At 53.8% G+C, this 16,310-nt stretch carries 13 protein-coding genes and 2 tRNA genes; 5 read left to right on the top strand and 10 right to left on the bottom strand.

Features of this window, described 5'->3' with window-relative positions:
* Positions 1-23 precede the first annotated feature (23 nt).
* The 4 genes from infB to FDZ78_RS06015 all read left to right on the top strand — a co-directional run bounded on the left by infB (position 24) and on the right by FDZ78_RS06015 (position 6,271).
* Positions 24-3,101, top strand: coding sequence for a translation initiation factor IF-2 (infB, locus tag FDZ78_RS06030; RefSeq protein WP_136408225.1), 3,078 nt, complete (start codon positions 24-26; stop codon positions 3,099-3,101).
* A 69-nt stretch (positions 3,102-3,170) separates the two neighbouring features.
* Entirely contained in the window at positions 3,171-3,665 is a 495-nt protein-coding gene (gene folK, locus FDZ78_RS06025) for a 2-amino-4-hydroxy-6-hydroxymethyldihydropteridine diphosphokinase (protein ID WP_136408224.1), read from the top strand.
* Between the two features lie 91 nt (positions 3,666-3,756).
* Complete coding sequence (locus FDZ78_RS06020; protein WP_136409156.1) at positions 3,757-5,205, top strand: lipopolysaccharide biosynthesis protein; 1,449 nt, start codon at positions 3,757-3,759, stop codon at positions 5,203-5,205.
* A 31-nt stretch (positions 5,206-5,236) separates the two neighbouring features.
* Positions 5,237-6,271, top strand: a complete 1,035-nt coding sequence (locus FDZ78_RS06015) for a TIGR00180 family glycosyltransferase (protein ID WP_136408223.1) — start codon at positions 5,237-5,239, stop codon at positions 6,269-6,271.
* Between the two features lie 625 nt (positions 6,272-6,896).
* On the opposite strand, the gene hpf is transcribed toward FDZ78_RS06015, so the two are convergent.
* The 4 genes from hpf to FDZ78_RS05995 form a co-directional block, all read right to left on the bottom strand.
* Positions 6,897-7,190 carry a ribosome hibernation-promoting factor, HPF/YfiA family gene (gene hpf / locus FDZ78_RS06010; protein WP_107032455.1) on the bottom strand — a complete coding sequence of 98 codons (294 nt, stop codon included), beginning with the start codon at positions 7,188-7,190 and terminating at the stop codon, positions 6,897-6,899.
* Entirely contained in the window at positions 7,180-8,112 is a 933-nt protein-coding gene (locus FDZ78_RS06005; protein ID WP_123397870.1) for a tyrosine-type recombinase/integrase, read from the bottom strand. The genes hpf and FDZ78_RS06005 overlap by 11 nt, the downstream gene beginning before the upstream one ends.
* A gap of 158 nt (positions 8,113-8,270) precedes the next feature.
* On the bottom strand, positions 8,271-9,476 hold the full coding sequence (locus FDZ78_RS06000; RefSeq protein WP_123397871.1) for a PspC domain-containing protein: 1,206 nt from the start codon (positions 9,474-9,476) through the stop codon (positions 8,271-8,273).
* A gap of 1 nt (position 9,477) precedes the next feature.
* Positions 9,478-9,852, bottom strand: coding sequence for a PadR family transcriptional regulator (locus FDZ78_RS05995; RefSeq protein ID WP_107032458.1), 375 nt, complete (start codon positions 9,850-9,852; stop codon positions 9,478-9,480).
* A gap of 214 nt (positions 9,853-10,066) precedes the next feature.
* On the opposite strand from FDZ78_RS05995, the gene pncB reads away from it, so the two are divergent.
* Positions 10,067-11,281 carry a nicotinate phosphoribosyltransferase gene (pncB, locus tag FDZ78_RS05990; RefSeq protein ID WP_123397872.1) on the top strand — a complete coding sequence of 405 codons (1,215 nt, stop codon included), beginning with the start codon at positions 10,067-10,069 and terminating at the stop codon, positions 11,279-11,281.
* Between the two features lie 304 nt (positions 11,282-11,585).
* Here pncB and FDZ78_RS05985 read toward each other — a convergent pair whose 3' ends face one another.
* From FDZ78_RS05985 to FDZ78_RS05960, 6 genes are all read right to left on the bottom strand, one after another.
* Positions 11,586-12,869, bottom strand: a complete 1,284-nt coding sequence (locus FDZ78_RS05985) for a hemolysin family protein (protein WP_107032460.1) — start codon at positions 12,867-12,869, stop codon at positions 11,586-11,588.
* A 101-nt stretch (positions 12,870-12,970) separates the two neighbouring features.
* On the bottom strand, positions 12,971-13,858 hold the full coding sequence (gene dapA / locus FDZ78_RS05980; protein ID WP_240743526.1) for a 4-hydroxy-tetrahydrodipicolinate synthase: 888 nt from the start codon (positions 13,856-13,858) through the stop codon (positions 12,971-12,973).
* Positions 13,859-14,102: 244 nt separating this feature from the next.
* The gene (locus tag FDZ78_RS05975) at positions 14,103-14,918 is read right to left on the bottom strand and encodes a M23 family metallopeptidase (protein ID WP_136408222.1); all 816 of its coding nucleotides are present in this window, start codon (positions 14,916-14,918) and stop codon (positions 14,103-14,105) included.
* Positions 14,919-14,964: 46 nt separating this feature from the next.
* A complete protein-coding gene (ndk, locus tag FDZ78_RS05970) occupies positions 14,965-15,477 on the bottom strand; it encodes a nucleoside-diphosphate kinase (protein WP_107032462.1) in 513 nt (170 codons plus the stop codon).
* A 330-nt stretch (positions 15,478-15,807) separates the two neighbouring features.
* Positions 15,808-15,885 (bottom strand) — tRNA-Val (locus FDZ78_RS05965).
* A 62-nt stretch (positions 15,886-15,947) separates the two neighbouring features.
* Positions 15,948-16,025, bottom strand: a tRNA-Val gene (locus FDZ78_RS05960).
* Between the last annotated feature and the right edge of the window lie 285 nt (positions 16,026-16,310).

Raw genomic sequence — 16,310 nt, 5'->3', positions numbered from 1 at the left:
AATTGTAACACCAATCTCTCAATATGCCGAGAATAAAAATAAGTCAAGCCGCTAAAGAATTCAACGTCACTATCCAGTCGTTAGCTGACCAGTTGAGTAAAAAGGGTATCACAATCGATGCCTCGAATCCTAACACCCGTCTGGATGAGAGCGCCTATGATATCCTCGTCGAGGCTTTCCAGCCCGACCGCAAGGAGCGCGAGCGTATCGACCGCATGCGTCAGAAAGAAAAAGAAAAATCAGCTGTCGCTACTTCATCTGACCGTGAAGCGGCTGCCTCTGTCACCCACGGACCCCGCGTCATTGGCAAGATAGAGCTTGACAAAAACAATAACCCCATACCTGCGGCTCCCGCAAAGCCTGAGTCTGAGCCGGCGGCCGAGGCTCCCAAGGCTCCTGAAGCCCCCAAAGCCGAAGCTCCTGTGCCCAAGGCTGAGCCTGCGAAACCCGCAGCTCCCGCCCCTGAGGCTCCGAAGGCTGAGACCAAGCCTGCCGAGCCCGCTCAGGCTGAACCTGCCGTGAAGAAGGAAGAGATGAAGGCCGAAGCTCCCAAGCCCGCCACGCCTGCGGTCGAGGCCCCCAAGGCTCCTGAAGCCCCCAAGGCTGAGGCTCCCGCGCCCAAGGCTGAAACTTCTGCCCCCAAGGCAGAACCCGCCAAGGCCGCCGCGCCTGCAGTCGAGGCTCCGAAAGCCCCTGAGGCTCCCAAGCCGGCGGCCCCCGCTCCCACGGCTCCGAAAGCTCCGAAAGCTCCTGAGGCTCCTAAGGCCGAGGCGAAGCCTGCCGAACCGGCTCCTGCAAAACCTGCGGAAGACGAAGTGTTCCGCTATCAGTCTGACGCCCAGGTAGTGGCTCCCAAAGTGGTGGGCCATATCGACCTGTCGGCCCTCAACCAGTCTACCCGTCCGAAAAAGAAATCAAAGGAAGAGCGCCGCAACGAACGCATCAAGGGTGCGGCCGGTGCCAATGCCTCATCGCAGGGCGGCGACCGCAAGAAGCGTCGTCGTATCGGTGGCAAGGTAGACATCGAGAAAGCAGCCCAGGGCGGTGAGAACGCCGGTGGCAACAACGGCGGAGGTGGCAACAACCGTGGCGGAAACGGCGGCGGTAACAACAACGGCGGCGGCAACCGTGGCGGCAATGACCGCGGACGTGGCCGAGACCGCGAACGCAACAAACGTCCGGTTCACACCGAAGTCAATGAAGAAGACGTTCAGAAGCAGGTGCGCGAAACTCTCGCCCGCCTGACCTCGAAAGATAAGAACCAGAAGAAAGGCGCCAAGTGGCGCAAGGAAAAACGCGAGGCTGTGGCCCACCGTGCCCATGAAGCGGCCGCCGAGGCAGCTGCTGAAAGCAAGGTGCTCAAGCTCACAGAGTTTGTGACCGCCAATGACCTTGCGGTAATGATGGACGTGCCCATCAACAACGTCATAGCCACCTGTATGAACCTTGGTGTGATGGTGTCTATCAACCAGCGTCTCGACGCCGAGACCATCAACATCGTGGCCGAGGAATTCGGCTACCAGACCGAATACGTTTCGGCTGAGGTTGTGGAAGCCATCCAGCAGGAAGAGGATTCGGAAGACGAACTCGTGACCCGCCCGCCGATCGTGACCGTCATGGGCCACGTAGACCACGGCAAGACTTCGCTTCTCGACTATATCCGCAATGCCAACGTGATCGCAGGCGAGGCCGGCGGCATCACCCAGCATATCGGTGCCTATAACGTGAAACTCTCGGACGGCCGCCACATCACCTTCCTTGACACTCCGGGCCATGAGGCCTTCACCGCCATGCGTGCCCGCGGTGCCAAAGTGACCGACCTCTGTATCATTATCGTCGCTGCTGATGACAATGTCATGCCGCAGACCATCGAGGCCATCAACCATGCCTCGGCTGCCGGTGTGCCCATCGTATTCGCCATCAACAAGATCGACAAGCCCGCTGCAAACCCTGACAAGATCAAGGAAGAGCTGGCCCAGATGAACTATCTCGTAGAGGAATGGGGTGGCAAATACCAGTCGCAGGACATCTCTGCCAAGAAGGGCATCGGAGTAGAGGACCTCATGGAGAAAGTGCTTCTCGAAGCCGAACTCCTCGACCTCAAGGCCAATCCGAACCGCCGCGCCACCGGTTCGATCATCGAATCGTCGCTTGACAAGGGCCGCGGCTATGTGGCCACAGTGCTCGTGCAGAACGGCACACTCCGTGTGGGAGACATCATTCTTGCCGGAACCCACTTCGGCCGCGTGAAAGCTATGTTCAACGAACGTAACCAGCGCATCACCGAGGCCGGTCCCGCCGAACCTACCCTCATCCTGGGTCTCAACGGCGCTCCGACTGCAGGCGACACCTTCAATGTGATGGAAACCGAGCAGGAAGCCCGCGAGATCGCCACCAAGCGCGAACAGCTCCAGCGCGAACTCGGTCTGCGTACCTCCAAGCGCACCACTCTCGAAGAGATCGGCCGCCGCCGCGCCATCGGAAACTTCCACGAGCTCAACATCATCGTCAAGGGTGACGTCGACGGCTCGATCGAGGCTCTTTCCGACTCGCTCATCAAACTCTCGACCGAAGAAGTCAAAGTCAACGTGCTCCACAAGGCTGTCGGCGCCATCTCCGAAAGCGATGTCACCCTCGCAGCCGCCTCTGATGCCATCATCATCGGCTTCCAGGTGCGTCCCTCGCAGGCCGCCCGCCGTGCCGCCGAGCGTGACGGTGTGGAGATCCGCCTCTACTCGGTCATCTATCAGGCCATCGAGGAGGTCAAGGACGCGATGGAAGGCATGCTCGCCCCCGAAATCAAGGAAGAAGTCATCGGTACCGCCGAAGTGCTTCAGACATTCCGCATCTCCAAGGTCGGCACAATCGCCGGTGCCATTGTCCGCGAAGGACGCATCAAGCGTAGCTGCAAAGTGCGCCTGATCCGCGACGGCATTGTGCGCTACACCGGTGAGCTCGGATCGCTCAAGCGCATGAAGGACGATGTCAAGGAAGTCACCTCTGGCTATGACTGCGGTCTCTCGATAGCCGGTTACAACGACGTGCAGGAAGGCGACCTCATCGAAGCCTACGAAGAAGTCGAGGTTAAGAAGACTCTCTGACCTGGGGGACTGATACGGACCCTGAAAGGAGAGTGAAAGGAAAATGAAAGGATTAAGTGCCGCAGCTCTATGACGCACAATATCCATATCAACATAGGCTCAAACAGCGGCTGCCGCCACGCTCTGATCGAGCGCGCGGCAGCCGCCGTTTCTTCCGCCCTGGGCGGAGAGGTGCTCCGCTCGGATATCATCGAGACCGAACCCTGGGGCTTCGAGTCAGACAATACCTTTCTGAACCTTGGTCTCATGACCGTGGTCTCCCTGCCTGACAGCACCGACATGGAAGCATTTGCCATAGGTCTGCTGAGGCGTCTCAGAGAGATTGAGTGCGGAATCGACCCCTCGCCCCACCGCGACAGCGAGGGCCGCTACATTGACCGCGCCATAGACATCGATCTGATAGCCGTAGGTTCAGTTGTGGTCTCGCTTCCGGAGCTCATCATCCCGCATCCCCGCATGCATGAGCGCTACTTTGTGCTCCGGCCTCTGTCGCAACTCGATCCGTCGTGGCGCCATCCGCTCCTCGGACTGACCGCCGTGCAGCTTCTCGACAGCCTTGGCTGACCTCGCGGCAGGTCTGAATCCCTCTCCCAGCTCTGGGAAACAACAGTCGACCAAAACCAAACTGAACCAATCCAACAATCACATCAACCGAATGTCAGACAGCGGACTCAAACAGAAAACCGCCAAGGGGCTTCTCTGGGGCGGAATAGGCAGCGGCACCATGCAGCTGCTCAATCTGCTTTTCGGCATATTCCTGTCAAGACTTCTCTCTCCGGCCGACTACGGTGTGGTCGGGGCGCTGACCATATTCTCGGCTATGGCCGGACTCTTTGCCGAAAGCGGCTTCACTCTGGCTATAGTCAACAGGAAAAACATCGGCCATGACGACTACAACGCCGTGTTCTGGTTCAACATTGTGGCCGGACTCGGCCTCTACGGGCTGCTTTTCGCGCTTGCCCCGCTGATAGCCCGCTTCTATAATCAGCCCGAAATGGTGTGGCTCTCGCGCTTTCTCTTCCTGGGCTTCCTTTTCGGAGGAATAGCCACCGCGCCGTCGGCCTACTTCTTCCGCAGTCTCAATGTCAAGCTCCGCAGCCAGATACAGATCTGCGCCATACTTCTCTCCGGCACCGTCGGTGTCACCTGCGCCGCGTTCGGATGCGGCTACTGGGGCATAGCGGCCCAGACGGTCACCTATTCAGGCTGCAACGCGCTGCTGCTGTGGCTGCGTTCGCCCTGGCATCCCACGCTATCGTTCCGCATGGCCCCGCTGCGCGAGATGCTACCGTTCAGCACCCGGCAGCTGATGACCTCGCTCTTCACCCACATCAACAACAATTTCTTCTCCGTGCTGCTGGGCCGCTTCTACGGAATGCAGCCCACGGGTTATTATACGCAGGGCAGCAAGTGGACCACTATGGGCTATTCGACCATCTCCGGAATGCTCAACAGTGTGGCCCAGCCGGTGTTTCGCGAGGCATCCGAAGAGCGTGAGCGCCTCTGCCGGGTGTTTCTCAAAATGCTCCGTTTCACCTCCTTTGTCTGCTTTCCGGCCATGTTCGGCCTGGCAATCGTGGCCAGAGAACTGATTGTGCTGAGCGTGACGGCCAAGTGGCTTCCGTGTGTGCCGGTGATGCAGATTCTTTGTGTCTGGGGCGCATTCATGCCTGTGGCTACTCTCTACGGCAACCTCTTCAACAGCATTGGCCGTCCGAACATATATATGTGGAACACTATCTCGCTGGGGCTCATGCAGCTTCTCTGTGTGATGCTCAGTTACCCCTACGGGCTGACGGTGATGCTTGAGGTCTATGCCGGAGTCAATGTATGCTGGCTTTTTGTCTGGCACTATTTTGCGGCCCGACACATCGGGCTGCGCCTCTCCGGGGTGCTTAAGAGCATGATGCCCTACATAGCTGTGTCACTTGCCGTCATGGCCGTCACGGTAGCTGCTACCGCACGGATCGAAAGCGCCATTGTCTCGCTTCTTGCCAAGATCTTCATGGCCGCCGCGCTCTACGGTCTGCTGATGTGGAGGCTGAAATCCGTAGTGTTCCGCGAGAGCATAGGCTATCTGACCAAAGGGCGCCTGAAACTCTGAAAAAATCTATTTGCAATAACTCTGAAAGGATATGGATATACTTGAGAATGTCACGGTGATAATCCCGGCCCACAACCGGCCGGAGCGTCTGCAGCGCCTGCTCGATTATTACAGAGGCACAGGCCTGCGGGTGATTGTCCCCGACTCGTCAGACGCTTTGTTTACCGGGCGTATGGATCCGGAACAGGTGGTCTATCTCCACCGTCCGGGTCTGCATTTCCTGCTTAAGATAAGGGAGATACTGCCCATGATCAGCACGCGCTATGTGTTTTACTGTGCCGACGATGACTTCATAGTGCCCGAAGCGGTCTGTGAGATTGCGGAGTTTCTTGACCGGAATCCGTCATACAGCTGCGCGCAGGGCCACTATCTGACCTTCACCCCCTGCGGTGACGGCGTGCGCTTCACTCCCCGCTATATCCGCAGTTTCGACAGCCGTGTGGACGGTGACAGCGCTGTGGAGCGACTAACCGGTCAGTTCGGAATGTATGCTTCGGTGCTCTACGGGGTGGTGAGGACCGATGCTTTCATCCGCACCTATCAATATTGTTTCGACAAGGGGGAGCCGCGTTTCTGCAATTTGTATCTCGCAGAGGAGTTTTTTCATAACTCGATGCTGATCCACGGCTGCTATGCCACCTTGCCTTGCTTCTACAGTGCCCGCGAGCAGATACGCAATTCTGCGGCGCAGATCACCGTGCCGTCATCGGTGATCAAGAATTCGCCGGAATACCGGCCGGAGTTCGACGGCTTTGTCCGCGGGCTCACACTTCTGCTTTCGGAGTGCGCCGGGATGCCGGAGTCTGAGTCCGAGGCTCTGATCAGACGTGTGGTTTCGGCGCCTGCCGACAAGCCTTCCGTTTTGTTCAAGCGCCGGGTCAATGCTTTTCTTGACCGCCATCCTCTGCTTGGCTGGGCCTCACGGCTGTCAGTATGGCGCTATCATCAGAAGGGGCTGAAAGCCGTGAGAGGACTTCAGAGCTATCCATGCACCTTCTCTACCCCGGCCACCGAGGCTATTGTCAGGGCCGTCAGGTCAGGGGGAAATGGTAAAAATGGTTGTTGAAAAAGAATTTAAAACATCCGCCGGGAGTGCGATAATGCGGAGAGCCCCCGTCCGGAGCGGTAAATCGGTGTCCTCGACCGGACACCATATGCAGGGGAAGACGGCAACCCCGTGACACCTTCGCGCTGTGCGCTTCGGTGTCACGGGCTATGAGTAAACCGATGTCCTGTCGGACATCACCATCCGGCCTCAGTACGCGCAGCGTGATCCGGATAGTTCCCATGTCAGACGAGATGTGTTCCGTCCGGGCTGTTGATGTCGGGTTTCCGGCAATGCGGGTTTCGTCTTGGCCGTGGTCGGCGGGTGTCCGGCAGGACACCGATTTACTCATAGCCCCCGACACCGTAGCGCATTGCGCGTAGGTGTCGGGGAGAAGACATTAAAACCAATGTGGTGTCCGGTTGAGGACACCGATTTACCGTTCCGGATGGTCTCGGAATTCGCGGCACCCGGAATCCGCTGTGCCTAAATCATTTCACATTCGGATAGTTTTTTTACGTTTCAGCCGGGTTTTGCTGCTGGCCCAAAAAAACGCCTCCGGATGCGGAAAACCCAGGCATCCGGAGGCGTTATGATTTCAGTGTATCCCCTATGCTATGCTGCCAGGCATCCGGGGACGATTGTTTTATTTCTTGTTTTTGATTTTTTCGAGCTGACGGTCGAGGGCTTCGAGACAGAGGTCAATGGCTTCTTCAAAAGTGTCGGCGGTCTTGTCGGCTACCTGTTCGCGTTCCTGGGGTACGCTCAGGCTGACGATGGCCTGTTTATTGAGGGCTGTTTCGGGTTTTACCACACGAAGCGAAACCTCGGCGCTCATCACTTCGGGATAACGGCGGGTCAGCTTCTCGATTTTCTTGTTGATGAAAGAGGTCAGTTTTTCGCTGATGTCGAAGTGGATGGCTTTGATGTTAGTTTCCATTTTTTCCTCCTTTTTTTAATGCACGCGGATGTGCGAGTTGGTAATTATGTTTAAGTTCACTGTAGGTCACATGGGTGTAGACCTGTGTAGATGTCAGAGACTGGTGTCCGAGCAGGGTCTGGACTGAGGTGAGAGGCGCTCCGGAGTTGAGCATGTCAGTGGCAAAGGAGTGGCGCAGCACGTGGGGGCTCAGCCGGCTGGCATGGACTCCCTCTTCGGAGAGGGTGCGGTGGACCACGTTGTAGACAAATTTCCGGTAGAGCGGAAGTCCGTCGTCGCGGACCAGGAGCGGTGCTGTCGGGTCGGCCGGAGAGATGGCGGTGGCCGGAGAGGAGTCGCGCGTCAACCGATAGTCTTCTATTGCCTGGCAGAGTTCGGGCCCGATCGGGATTATTCTCTCCTTATTACGCTTTCCGAGCACTTTTAGTTCACCTCTGGAGGTGTCGGTGGCGCGGTCGAGCAGGCCTGTCAGCTCAGAGCAGCGGATGCCGGTGGAGTAGAGCAGGTCTATGATCAGACGGTCGCGGAGTTCGGCGAAGGTGTCGGTCGGGGCGTCGTCAAGAACGCGGGCTGTGTCGTCGGGGCGTATGTAGACCGGAAGGTCTTTGGGTATTTTGGCGAGTGTAAGAGCCGATGCGGGGTTTGATTTGAGCCCGTGGTGACACATCAGAAAGCGGAAAAATGATCGCAGCGATGAAGCCTTGCGGCGGATGGTGCGGGGCGAGCGGCCTTCGCGGCCCAGAGAGCCGATCCACTGGCGCAGATCCGAGGTGGTGACGTCAAGCGGGTGCAGGAGTTCGGGACGGCCTGCCGTGGCAAAATCGGCCCACGCCATGAGGTCGGTGCGGTAGGCACTGACTGTCAGCGTCGAGTAGTTGAGCTCGTGGCTGAGGTGGTCGAGGAATTGATTGATCAGTTCCATAACATTCGGGGCTTCGGTTGGTTTGCCGTTAGCGCGAATATAGGAAATGTTTTTGTAAGAAGCAAATCTTTTTGCGCTGATTTTGCAGGAAACTTCTCAGGCGGGTGCGGGTTGAAGGTGGGAGAGGAGAGAGGAGAACGGGCCTACAGGCTGATGGATCAGGCTGATATGGAGGGGGCGAGGAGCATGCTGGCGGGTATGGCGGCGGCGAAGGGGAGCAGGCTGTGGATCGGGTCGGCTCCGAGGCTGCCGGTGGTCTGCACGACGGCGAAGACGGTGCCGGCGCTGTCGAAGTTGTAGGCTATGTTGTAGAGGACCACTGTGGCGGTGATGAAGAGCAGTTCGATGATGATGGCGGTGATGAGCGTTGCTGCCGAGGGTACTTTGAAGCGCAGGAGCGGGACGGCAGCGTAGCGGGCTATCAGTATGAAGGGGAGCATGATGGAGAAGAAGAGGCAGATGAAGGCCCAGGCGGTGGTGACGGGTGAGTTTTCGGAGAATATGTCGAGTCCGTCGAGGATGTTGGGGTTGCCGGTGACGGAGTAGACTATTATGCCTGCTACGAGCGAGAGGATGAGGCAGAGCATCACGAAGGCTACTATGGCGCAGACCATTCCGAAGAATCCGAGGATGAATTTGGCGGCTATGGAGAAGAAGGTGTTGATGAAGGTGGCGAATGACGATGAGTTTTCGTCAGGCACGGGGGCTGCGGGGGGTGTGGAGTTGTTGATCACGGTCTGGCCTATGTTGTCAAGTGTGACGGGCTGGCCTTGCATTTCGAGGATCTGACGCGGGGTGTGGGCCACGGGGATGATCATCCATGCCACCATGTAGACTATTACGCAGGGCCAGAAATAGGTGCAGACGGTGAGGATGGTGGCGAGGATGCGCATGACGGTTACGTCCCAGCCGAGATACTGCGCGAGGCCGGCTATGACACCTCCGAACACTTTATGGCGCACGTCGCGGTAGAGCCGTTTGTGGATTGGCGGCGGGGGCGGTGTGGCCTGACCGGTGCTGTGGCGGCTCTGTGGGGCTGCTTTGGGGTCGGGAGGGGTGGCGCCGGTCGGTTCGCTGCTGTGGCGGGAGGTGCTGTCAGGGTCTTCTTCGGAGAGTTCTTCGGGACGGCCCATTGTCTCGATGACGCGGTTGACGTCGTCAATGACGATTACGTTGGCTCCGCGGGCAATGCGTTCTTCGAAGTGTTCGGAGATGCGCTGTTCGATGTCGTTGACTATCTCGTCGGCTTCGTTGTCGGCGAAAGTGGCCCGGAGCTGGGAGAGGTAGTCGAGGAGGAGAGTGTAGGCGTCTTCGTCGATGTAGAAGATTTTGCCGTTTATGTTGGCGGGGAAGCTCTTTTTCATGTCAGTCTTTGAGTCTGAGAGGGTTGGGTGTGATGGGTGTTATAATAGGAGGGTTTGCGAGGAGGAGGTTGACGGAGTTGCTGATCTCGTCCCAGGAGGCCTGGAGCTGTCCGAGGAATTCGAGCCCAAGCGGGGTTATGGAGTAGTATTTCCTCGGCGGCCCCTGGAGGGATTCTTCCCATCGGTAGGCGAGGAGTCCGTCATTTTTGAGGCGGGTCAGCAGCGGATAGAGAGTGCCTTCCATTACGATTAGATGCGCTTCTTTTAGCCGGGCTATCATCTCGGAGGCGTAGGCGTCGCCGCGCCGGAGTATGAGCAGTACGCAGAATTCCAGCATTCCTTTGCGCATCTGGGATTTCAGATTGTCTATGTTCATGATTTTTGGATGTTTTTCTGTCGGAGTGACTACCGGTTTTGTCTCTCGGACGTTGCAAAGGTAGGGATTGGCAAAGTACTATGCAATACATAGTACTATGAATTAACAAAAATTAAATCTTCCACCCTCTTAGTGTCGCGTTTTTCTGTTCCGGATTGTTATATTTGCAATAAACAATTGCATAAAGATATGCTAATCTCCAAAAATAAATTATATGCGCCAGATAATACGACATTTTACTGATGACGACTTGTATAAGTTCACAATGTGCTGCGCGGTAATTGAAAACTTCCCACGCACACAGGTACGTTACAAATTTAATGACCGGGACAATACCGTTTATCCTGATGGCTTTGCCGATGAGCTCCTTCGTCAGATACAAATGCTTGAAGACGTGATAATCACCGAAGAGGAAATTGCGTTTTTGCAAGAAAAATGCAGCTATATCCCCGCTTGGTTTTGCAGCTATCTCAAAGGATTTCGGTATGACAGCAAATGGGTAAGGATAAATCAAGATGAAAACGGACATCTTGACATAGAGTTCGAAGGCTGTTGGAGCAACACAATACTTCTCGAAGTGAAAGTCCTCGCAATCATCTCGGAACTGTATTATATAATGACGGGAGAAGCAGAGAAACTCGATTATGAAGGATACTACCGAAAATCGCATGACAAAGCACGGAGACTGATTGAGGCCGGTTGCACGTTCAGTGATTTCGGCACCCGCCGCCGAGCATCATTTCAGGCTCAGGACACGGTGGTCAAGGCAATGAAAGATTGTCAGGACACAATGTCTGGCCCCGGAAGATTCATAGGCACCAGCAATGTGTATTTCGCCATGAAATATGATCTCGTGCCAATAGGGACGATGGCCCATGAACTTATATGTGCCATTGCCGGAATGTATGGTCCGCAGATGGCAAATTATCTTGCCATGAAAACATGGGCATCTACATATCGGGGTGCGTTGGGCACATTCCTTTACGACACCTATGGCTGGCGGATTTTCAGCCTTAATTTCTCTGAGGATTATGCCAATATGTTCAAGGGGCTGAGAGTGGACAGCGGCGATAACTGCCATGAACTCGATCTCATTGTCGAAAAATACAGGAGTCTTAACATTGATCCACGCACCAAGCAGATTGTGTTCAGTAACGGCTTGAATGTTGATAAAGCAATCGAGATACAGAGATATGCCGAAGACAAGTGCATACCATCATTTGGCATTGGCACTCATTTTACCAATGATTTCGAGGATGTCAGACCACGTAACATAGTCATCAAACTTGTCGCGGTGAAGATTACCGAATCATGGACATTCTATTGCAGCACATGTAAGTTAAGCGAAGACAAAGGCAAATATTCCGGCGATGAAGCAACAGTGTGCCGATTTCTTGAAGCACTTCATTTGACAGATGGCGAGTTATGACTTTTCGGACCAATCGTTCGGGTGTAATGAACTATAAGAGGGTGTTTCATAACAAGAGTTAAAATCTGAGTGGTGTATCTTTTAGATAAATTGTTGCAAGTGAGGAAGAGGCATAGCGAGCTATGCGACTGACGAGCTTCAACAATTTAGCAAAAGAGACACCAAGGCTCAGGTAACTCAAAATTTTTCACAAATGGAATACTCCTATTTAACGTGAGTTCGGTATAGGCACTTCATAAGAACCGTACGGCTGAAGTGTTATGAAGGGCTTGTATAAAAAACGGAATCTTTCGTCCGGACATGATTATAGGTTGCCGGCAGTAAGACGGGACACCGCGACCTTGTCGATGCGAACACGGTCCATGTCCGCGACTTCAATTTTGAAAGAATGCCATTTTATTGTGTCGCCCTCAGTGGGTACTTTGCGCAGAGTCTCCATTATCAGACCTCCGATTGTCGTATATCCTGCCGGTTTGTACAGCTCCTCACAGTCAAAATATGCAAGAAAATCATATATGGGGCACTGCCCGTCAACGAGCCATTCGTCCACATCCGGACGCTTCACAATCATAGGCCCTTCTCCGGACTGGGCGATATTGCCAACAAGACCGTCGAGTATGTCGCGGAGTGTTATAATGCCTTGGAAGCTACCGAACTCATCGTAAACAAGAGCAAAGTGGTTGTCGGTGGTTTTGAACGTTTCGAGCGCGTCATATACCGTCATGGACTCAGGAAGACACATAGGAGGTATAATCGCTTTTTCGATATTGAAGTCGGGCTTGCCGAGCGACAGCACGAGACTTTTAAGAGATATAACACCACAGATGTCTTCTTTATCTCTGTCGAAAACGGGATATGAGGAATGAAGGTCATCGCATAATACTTTCCGGATGCTCTCTTCATCCATATCAATAGTCAGAGTCGCCACTTCTTTACGACTGGTCATAATCGCGCCGATACGGCTGTCACCCATAACTAATGCTCGCTCCATGATGTCCTGTTCAACCTCACGCACTTCTCCGGAATCTATGCCTTCCTGAATCAAAGATTTGATTTCTTCCTCAGTTACTTTTGATGTATTGTTTCCAAGTTTGAAAATCTTGACAATGGCCGATGTTGACGCAGACAGCAGCCATACAATGGGATATGTTATTAGAGAAAGCAGTCTCATTGGACCCGCCGCCAGTTTGGCAATCCCGTCAGCATGTCCCATGCCGATTCGTTTCGGCACAAGTTCACCAACAACTATCGACAGATAAGTTACTATCGCGACAATGACAAATTTCGCAATATTCATCGCCATTTTTGGGGCGAGACCTATTGATGTCAAATAATTGCCTGCTTCCGTTGCTATTGTAGCACCTGAAAACAAACCGGTAAGAATCCCGATAAGTGTTATTCCTATCTGTACGGTCGATAAGAACCGATCTGGCTCACTCTGGAGTTTCAAGGCATTGGCGGCACTACGATTGCCGTCTTTGGCTTCTGCCGACAGCTTGGATTTTCGTGCTGATATAAGGGCGACCTCCGACATTGAGAATACACCGTTGAGAAGTATTAAAGCGATTATTATAATCAGGTCATCCATATAAAAAAAGTGCAAATTATCTTTAGAGATTGTCTAAGAATAAGTAAAAAGACACCGACAAGGCCTTCAATAGCAAAGTGATATAGATTTTAGACAATCTCTTAGAGTTTTTCGCGTTCGAGGCCGTGGCGGGTTTCGTCGGTGGCGGGGACAAGGGGGAGGCGGAGGACTTCTTTGTAACGCGGGAAGAGGATGTGGAGCAGGCATTTGATGCCGGCGGGGTTGCCGTCTTTGAATAGGAGGGAGTAGAGGGCTGAGAATTGCTGGTGGAGTTTGGCGGCGTGATCGGGGGTTTCGTCGGTCATGCTCGCGTGGATCATTTCGGTGAAGCGTTCGGGGTAGGCGTTGCCGAGCACGGAGATTACGCCGTCGCCGCCGATTCGGATCATGCTATGGGCGAGGGAGTCGTCGCCTGAGATTACGAGAAAGCCTTCCGGGCGGCGGGTGATTACGTTCTGCGCCTGCTCCATGTTGCCGCTTGCTTCTTTGATGCCTATGATTTTGCCCTGGAATTCGCGGGCAAGGCGTATGATGGTGTCAACGTTCATGTTGACTCCTGTGCGGCCGGGTATGTTGTAGAGGATTACGGGGATTGGCGATGCCTTGGCTATTTCGGCGAAATGGCGGTACATGCCTTCCTGGGTCGGTTTGTTGTAGTAGGGGACCACTGAGAGGATTGCGTCGAATTCGTCGAGGCGCTCTGTGGTCAGGAGTTCGTTGACTACGGAGCGGGTTGAGTTTCCGCCGATTCCGAGCACTACGGGGCAACGGTGGTTGATGTGGTCGAGTATGTGGAGCGCGAGGCGGTGTTTCTCGTCGGGGGTGAGTGTCGGTGTTTCTGCTGTTGTGCCGAGGGCTACAATGTAGTCGGCTTTGCCGTCGACCAGATAATCAAGGTGGGCGTCAAGTGTCTGAAAGTCGATATCTCCGTTTTCGAGAAATGGCGTGGTGAGTGCAACTCCCATGCCGCGCAAGTGCTCAGATGACATAAAGAAATTGTAAGATGGATTTGCGTTAGAGCCGTCGATTTGATGTGTTTTGTGTCAAATAAACATCAAAGTCTCCGGTTTGGTTGCAAAATTACAAAATATTTGCAAATTAGCCAAGAAAGAGGAGACGATGAGGATCTGAAGTGCCGGTAGCTCCGGATGGTCTGAAACTTCCGGTGTGGCTTGAGGTGGCCAGGGTGTTCTGGTCAAGGGTGGTGGCCTGAGGGTTCTTTTGGGACCTGGGTTATTTGCGGGCTCGTTTGGTTCTGCGTTTGTGTGATGCTGTGGTTTTGGCTTTGCGCTTTTTGGCGGGGGCGTATTTCTGAGATTTTCCGTAGGTGCGTTTGTCGAAGGCGAATATGTCTTTGTGGGGCACCTGGTTTTCAAAGTCGATGATTGCTGCTGGGTTGATGGGGATTCCGAGGTAGCGGCATTCGAAGTGGAGGTGTGGTCCGGTGCTACGGCCTGTGTTGCCTCCGAGAGCTATGGGGTCGCCGGCTTTGACGTATTGGTTGGGTTTCACGAGGAAGCGGCTGAGGTGGCCGTAGACTGTTTCGAGGCCGTTTTCGTGGCGCATCACTACGTAGTAGCCGTAGCCGCGTCCTTCATATTTCGTGAGTCGGATTTTTCCGGAGAATGCTGCGCGGACGGTGTCGCCAACCTGGAGCTTGAGGTCAGTTCCGTAGTGCATGCGTCCGAAGCGAGAGCGGTAGCCGTAGTTTGATGTGATGTGGCCGGGACAAGGTGACACGAATTCCGAGACGTCGATGTCATGATGGTCAGGGATTGTGACTGCTGTTCCGTAGGGGTTGACGCTTTCGCTGTTCCAGAAAGAGTTGAAGATTTCGTTGTCAATGGCGGCTTCGCGAGCTTTGATCTGGTTTAGGAGAAGGTCGTTGTTTTCGATCTTGAAGGGGTTGACTGATGGCCGCTGGTTGGCTATCAGAGAGTTGTGCTGGTTGGTGTGTAATTCGGGGAGTTTTAGCTGTGCCTGTGCGGTGAATGCTGCCGCTGAAGCGAGGAGTGAGATGAGGAGTGTATTGAATTTTAGTAATTTCATTGGAGTATTCAAAATTTTTTCCGGCAAGAAGATGGAGAGTTGATGGTTATGCTTTTTTATCCTGGCTGTCGGTTCCCTGCGGGGGACTGGCCGGGATGCCGAGCTCGTCGGTTGAATTGATGAATGGGGTGGCTGCTGCAGTGCGCGGGAAGAGTTCTTCGGGGCGGAAGAAGCGTCGGATCTCGGTTTCGGCATCTTCGGGTGAGGAGGATGCGTGGATGATGTTTTCCTGATTCGACATTGCGAAGTCGCCGCGGATTGTTCCGGGAAGAGCTTCGCGTCCGTTAGTGGCGCCTGTGAGCGATCGGACCACAGAGATGGCTTGGATTCCCTGGAGGACCATGACGATGACGGGCGATGCGGTCATCGAATGTAGTATCAAAGGGAAGAATGGTTTGCTGACGAGGTGAGAGTAGTGCTGGTGCAGAAGCTCTTCGGAGAGTTGCATCATTTTCATGCCGGTAATGGTGAGGCCCTTCTGCTCGAAGCGGGAGAGAACTTTGCCGACAAGAGCGCGCTCGATTGCTGATGGCTTGAATATGATTAGAGTCTGTTCCATTTAGAGTGACGATTAACAGATGTTTACGGTTTTCGTAAGCACTTTCCAAATTTAGTCATTTTGAGGCGATTGAAAAAAATCGGGCGGGATAAAAAGTGTGAATTTTGGGAAACAGAGTTTAATTTCGGTTTGTATCGGATTGTTTGTCAGGTGTTTGGACGTCAATGTGAAAATACTATAAAATATGTCGGGCGGTTTCGGCTTTTGATTTTGCGTGTGAATTTATGTAAAATATTGTAATTCGGGAAGGTCTTGTTTTAACATTTGCCGCCAGGAGCAAAGAAAAACGGCCTGATTCAAGGGGGTGATGAATCTGACCGTGGGTTTCTTTGGTGGGCGCTGAGGGATTCGAACCCCCGACCCTCTGCTTGTAAGGCAGACGCTCTGAACCAGCTGAGCTAAGCGCCCGGATTTTGATTGCGCCGCTTGCGCTATCCGGTTTTGCTTTAGATGCGAGAAAGTTTCTGAGTTGGTGGGCGCTGAGGGATTCGAACCCCCGACCCTCTGCTTGTAAGGCAGACGCTCTGAACCAGCTGAGCTAAGCGCCCTTTCTCGCTTAAAGCGTTGCAAAGGTAGAGAGGATTTTTGAATCGACCAAATGTTTTTGAAAGTTTTTTCGATTTTTTTGAAAAATAGGGCTTAAAAGGGAGAAATCGTAGAATTATTGGTCGGAATAGCGGGCGAGTGGATGATAATGGTTGGCCCTGACAGTTAAAAATGATATGAAAGGGGTAGTGAAAAAAGATTGCATGGGTGTGGATTTTTTTGAAGGAAAGGTTGGAGGGATCAAAGTTTATTTTCTAAATTTGCAAAAATTCTTAATTGCAGAGCTT

It is taken from the genome of Duncaniella sp. B8, assembly GCF_005304985.1.
Lineage (GTDB): Bacteria > Bacteroidota > Bacteroidia > Bacteroidales > Muribaculaceae > Duncaniella > Duncaniella muris.
Note: the sequence above shows the minus strand (reverse complement) of the source record. Positions and strands in the feature narration are given on the sequence as shown.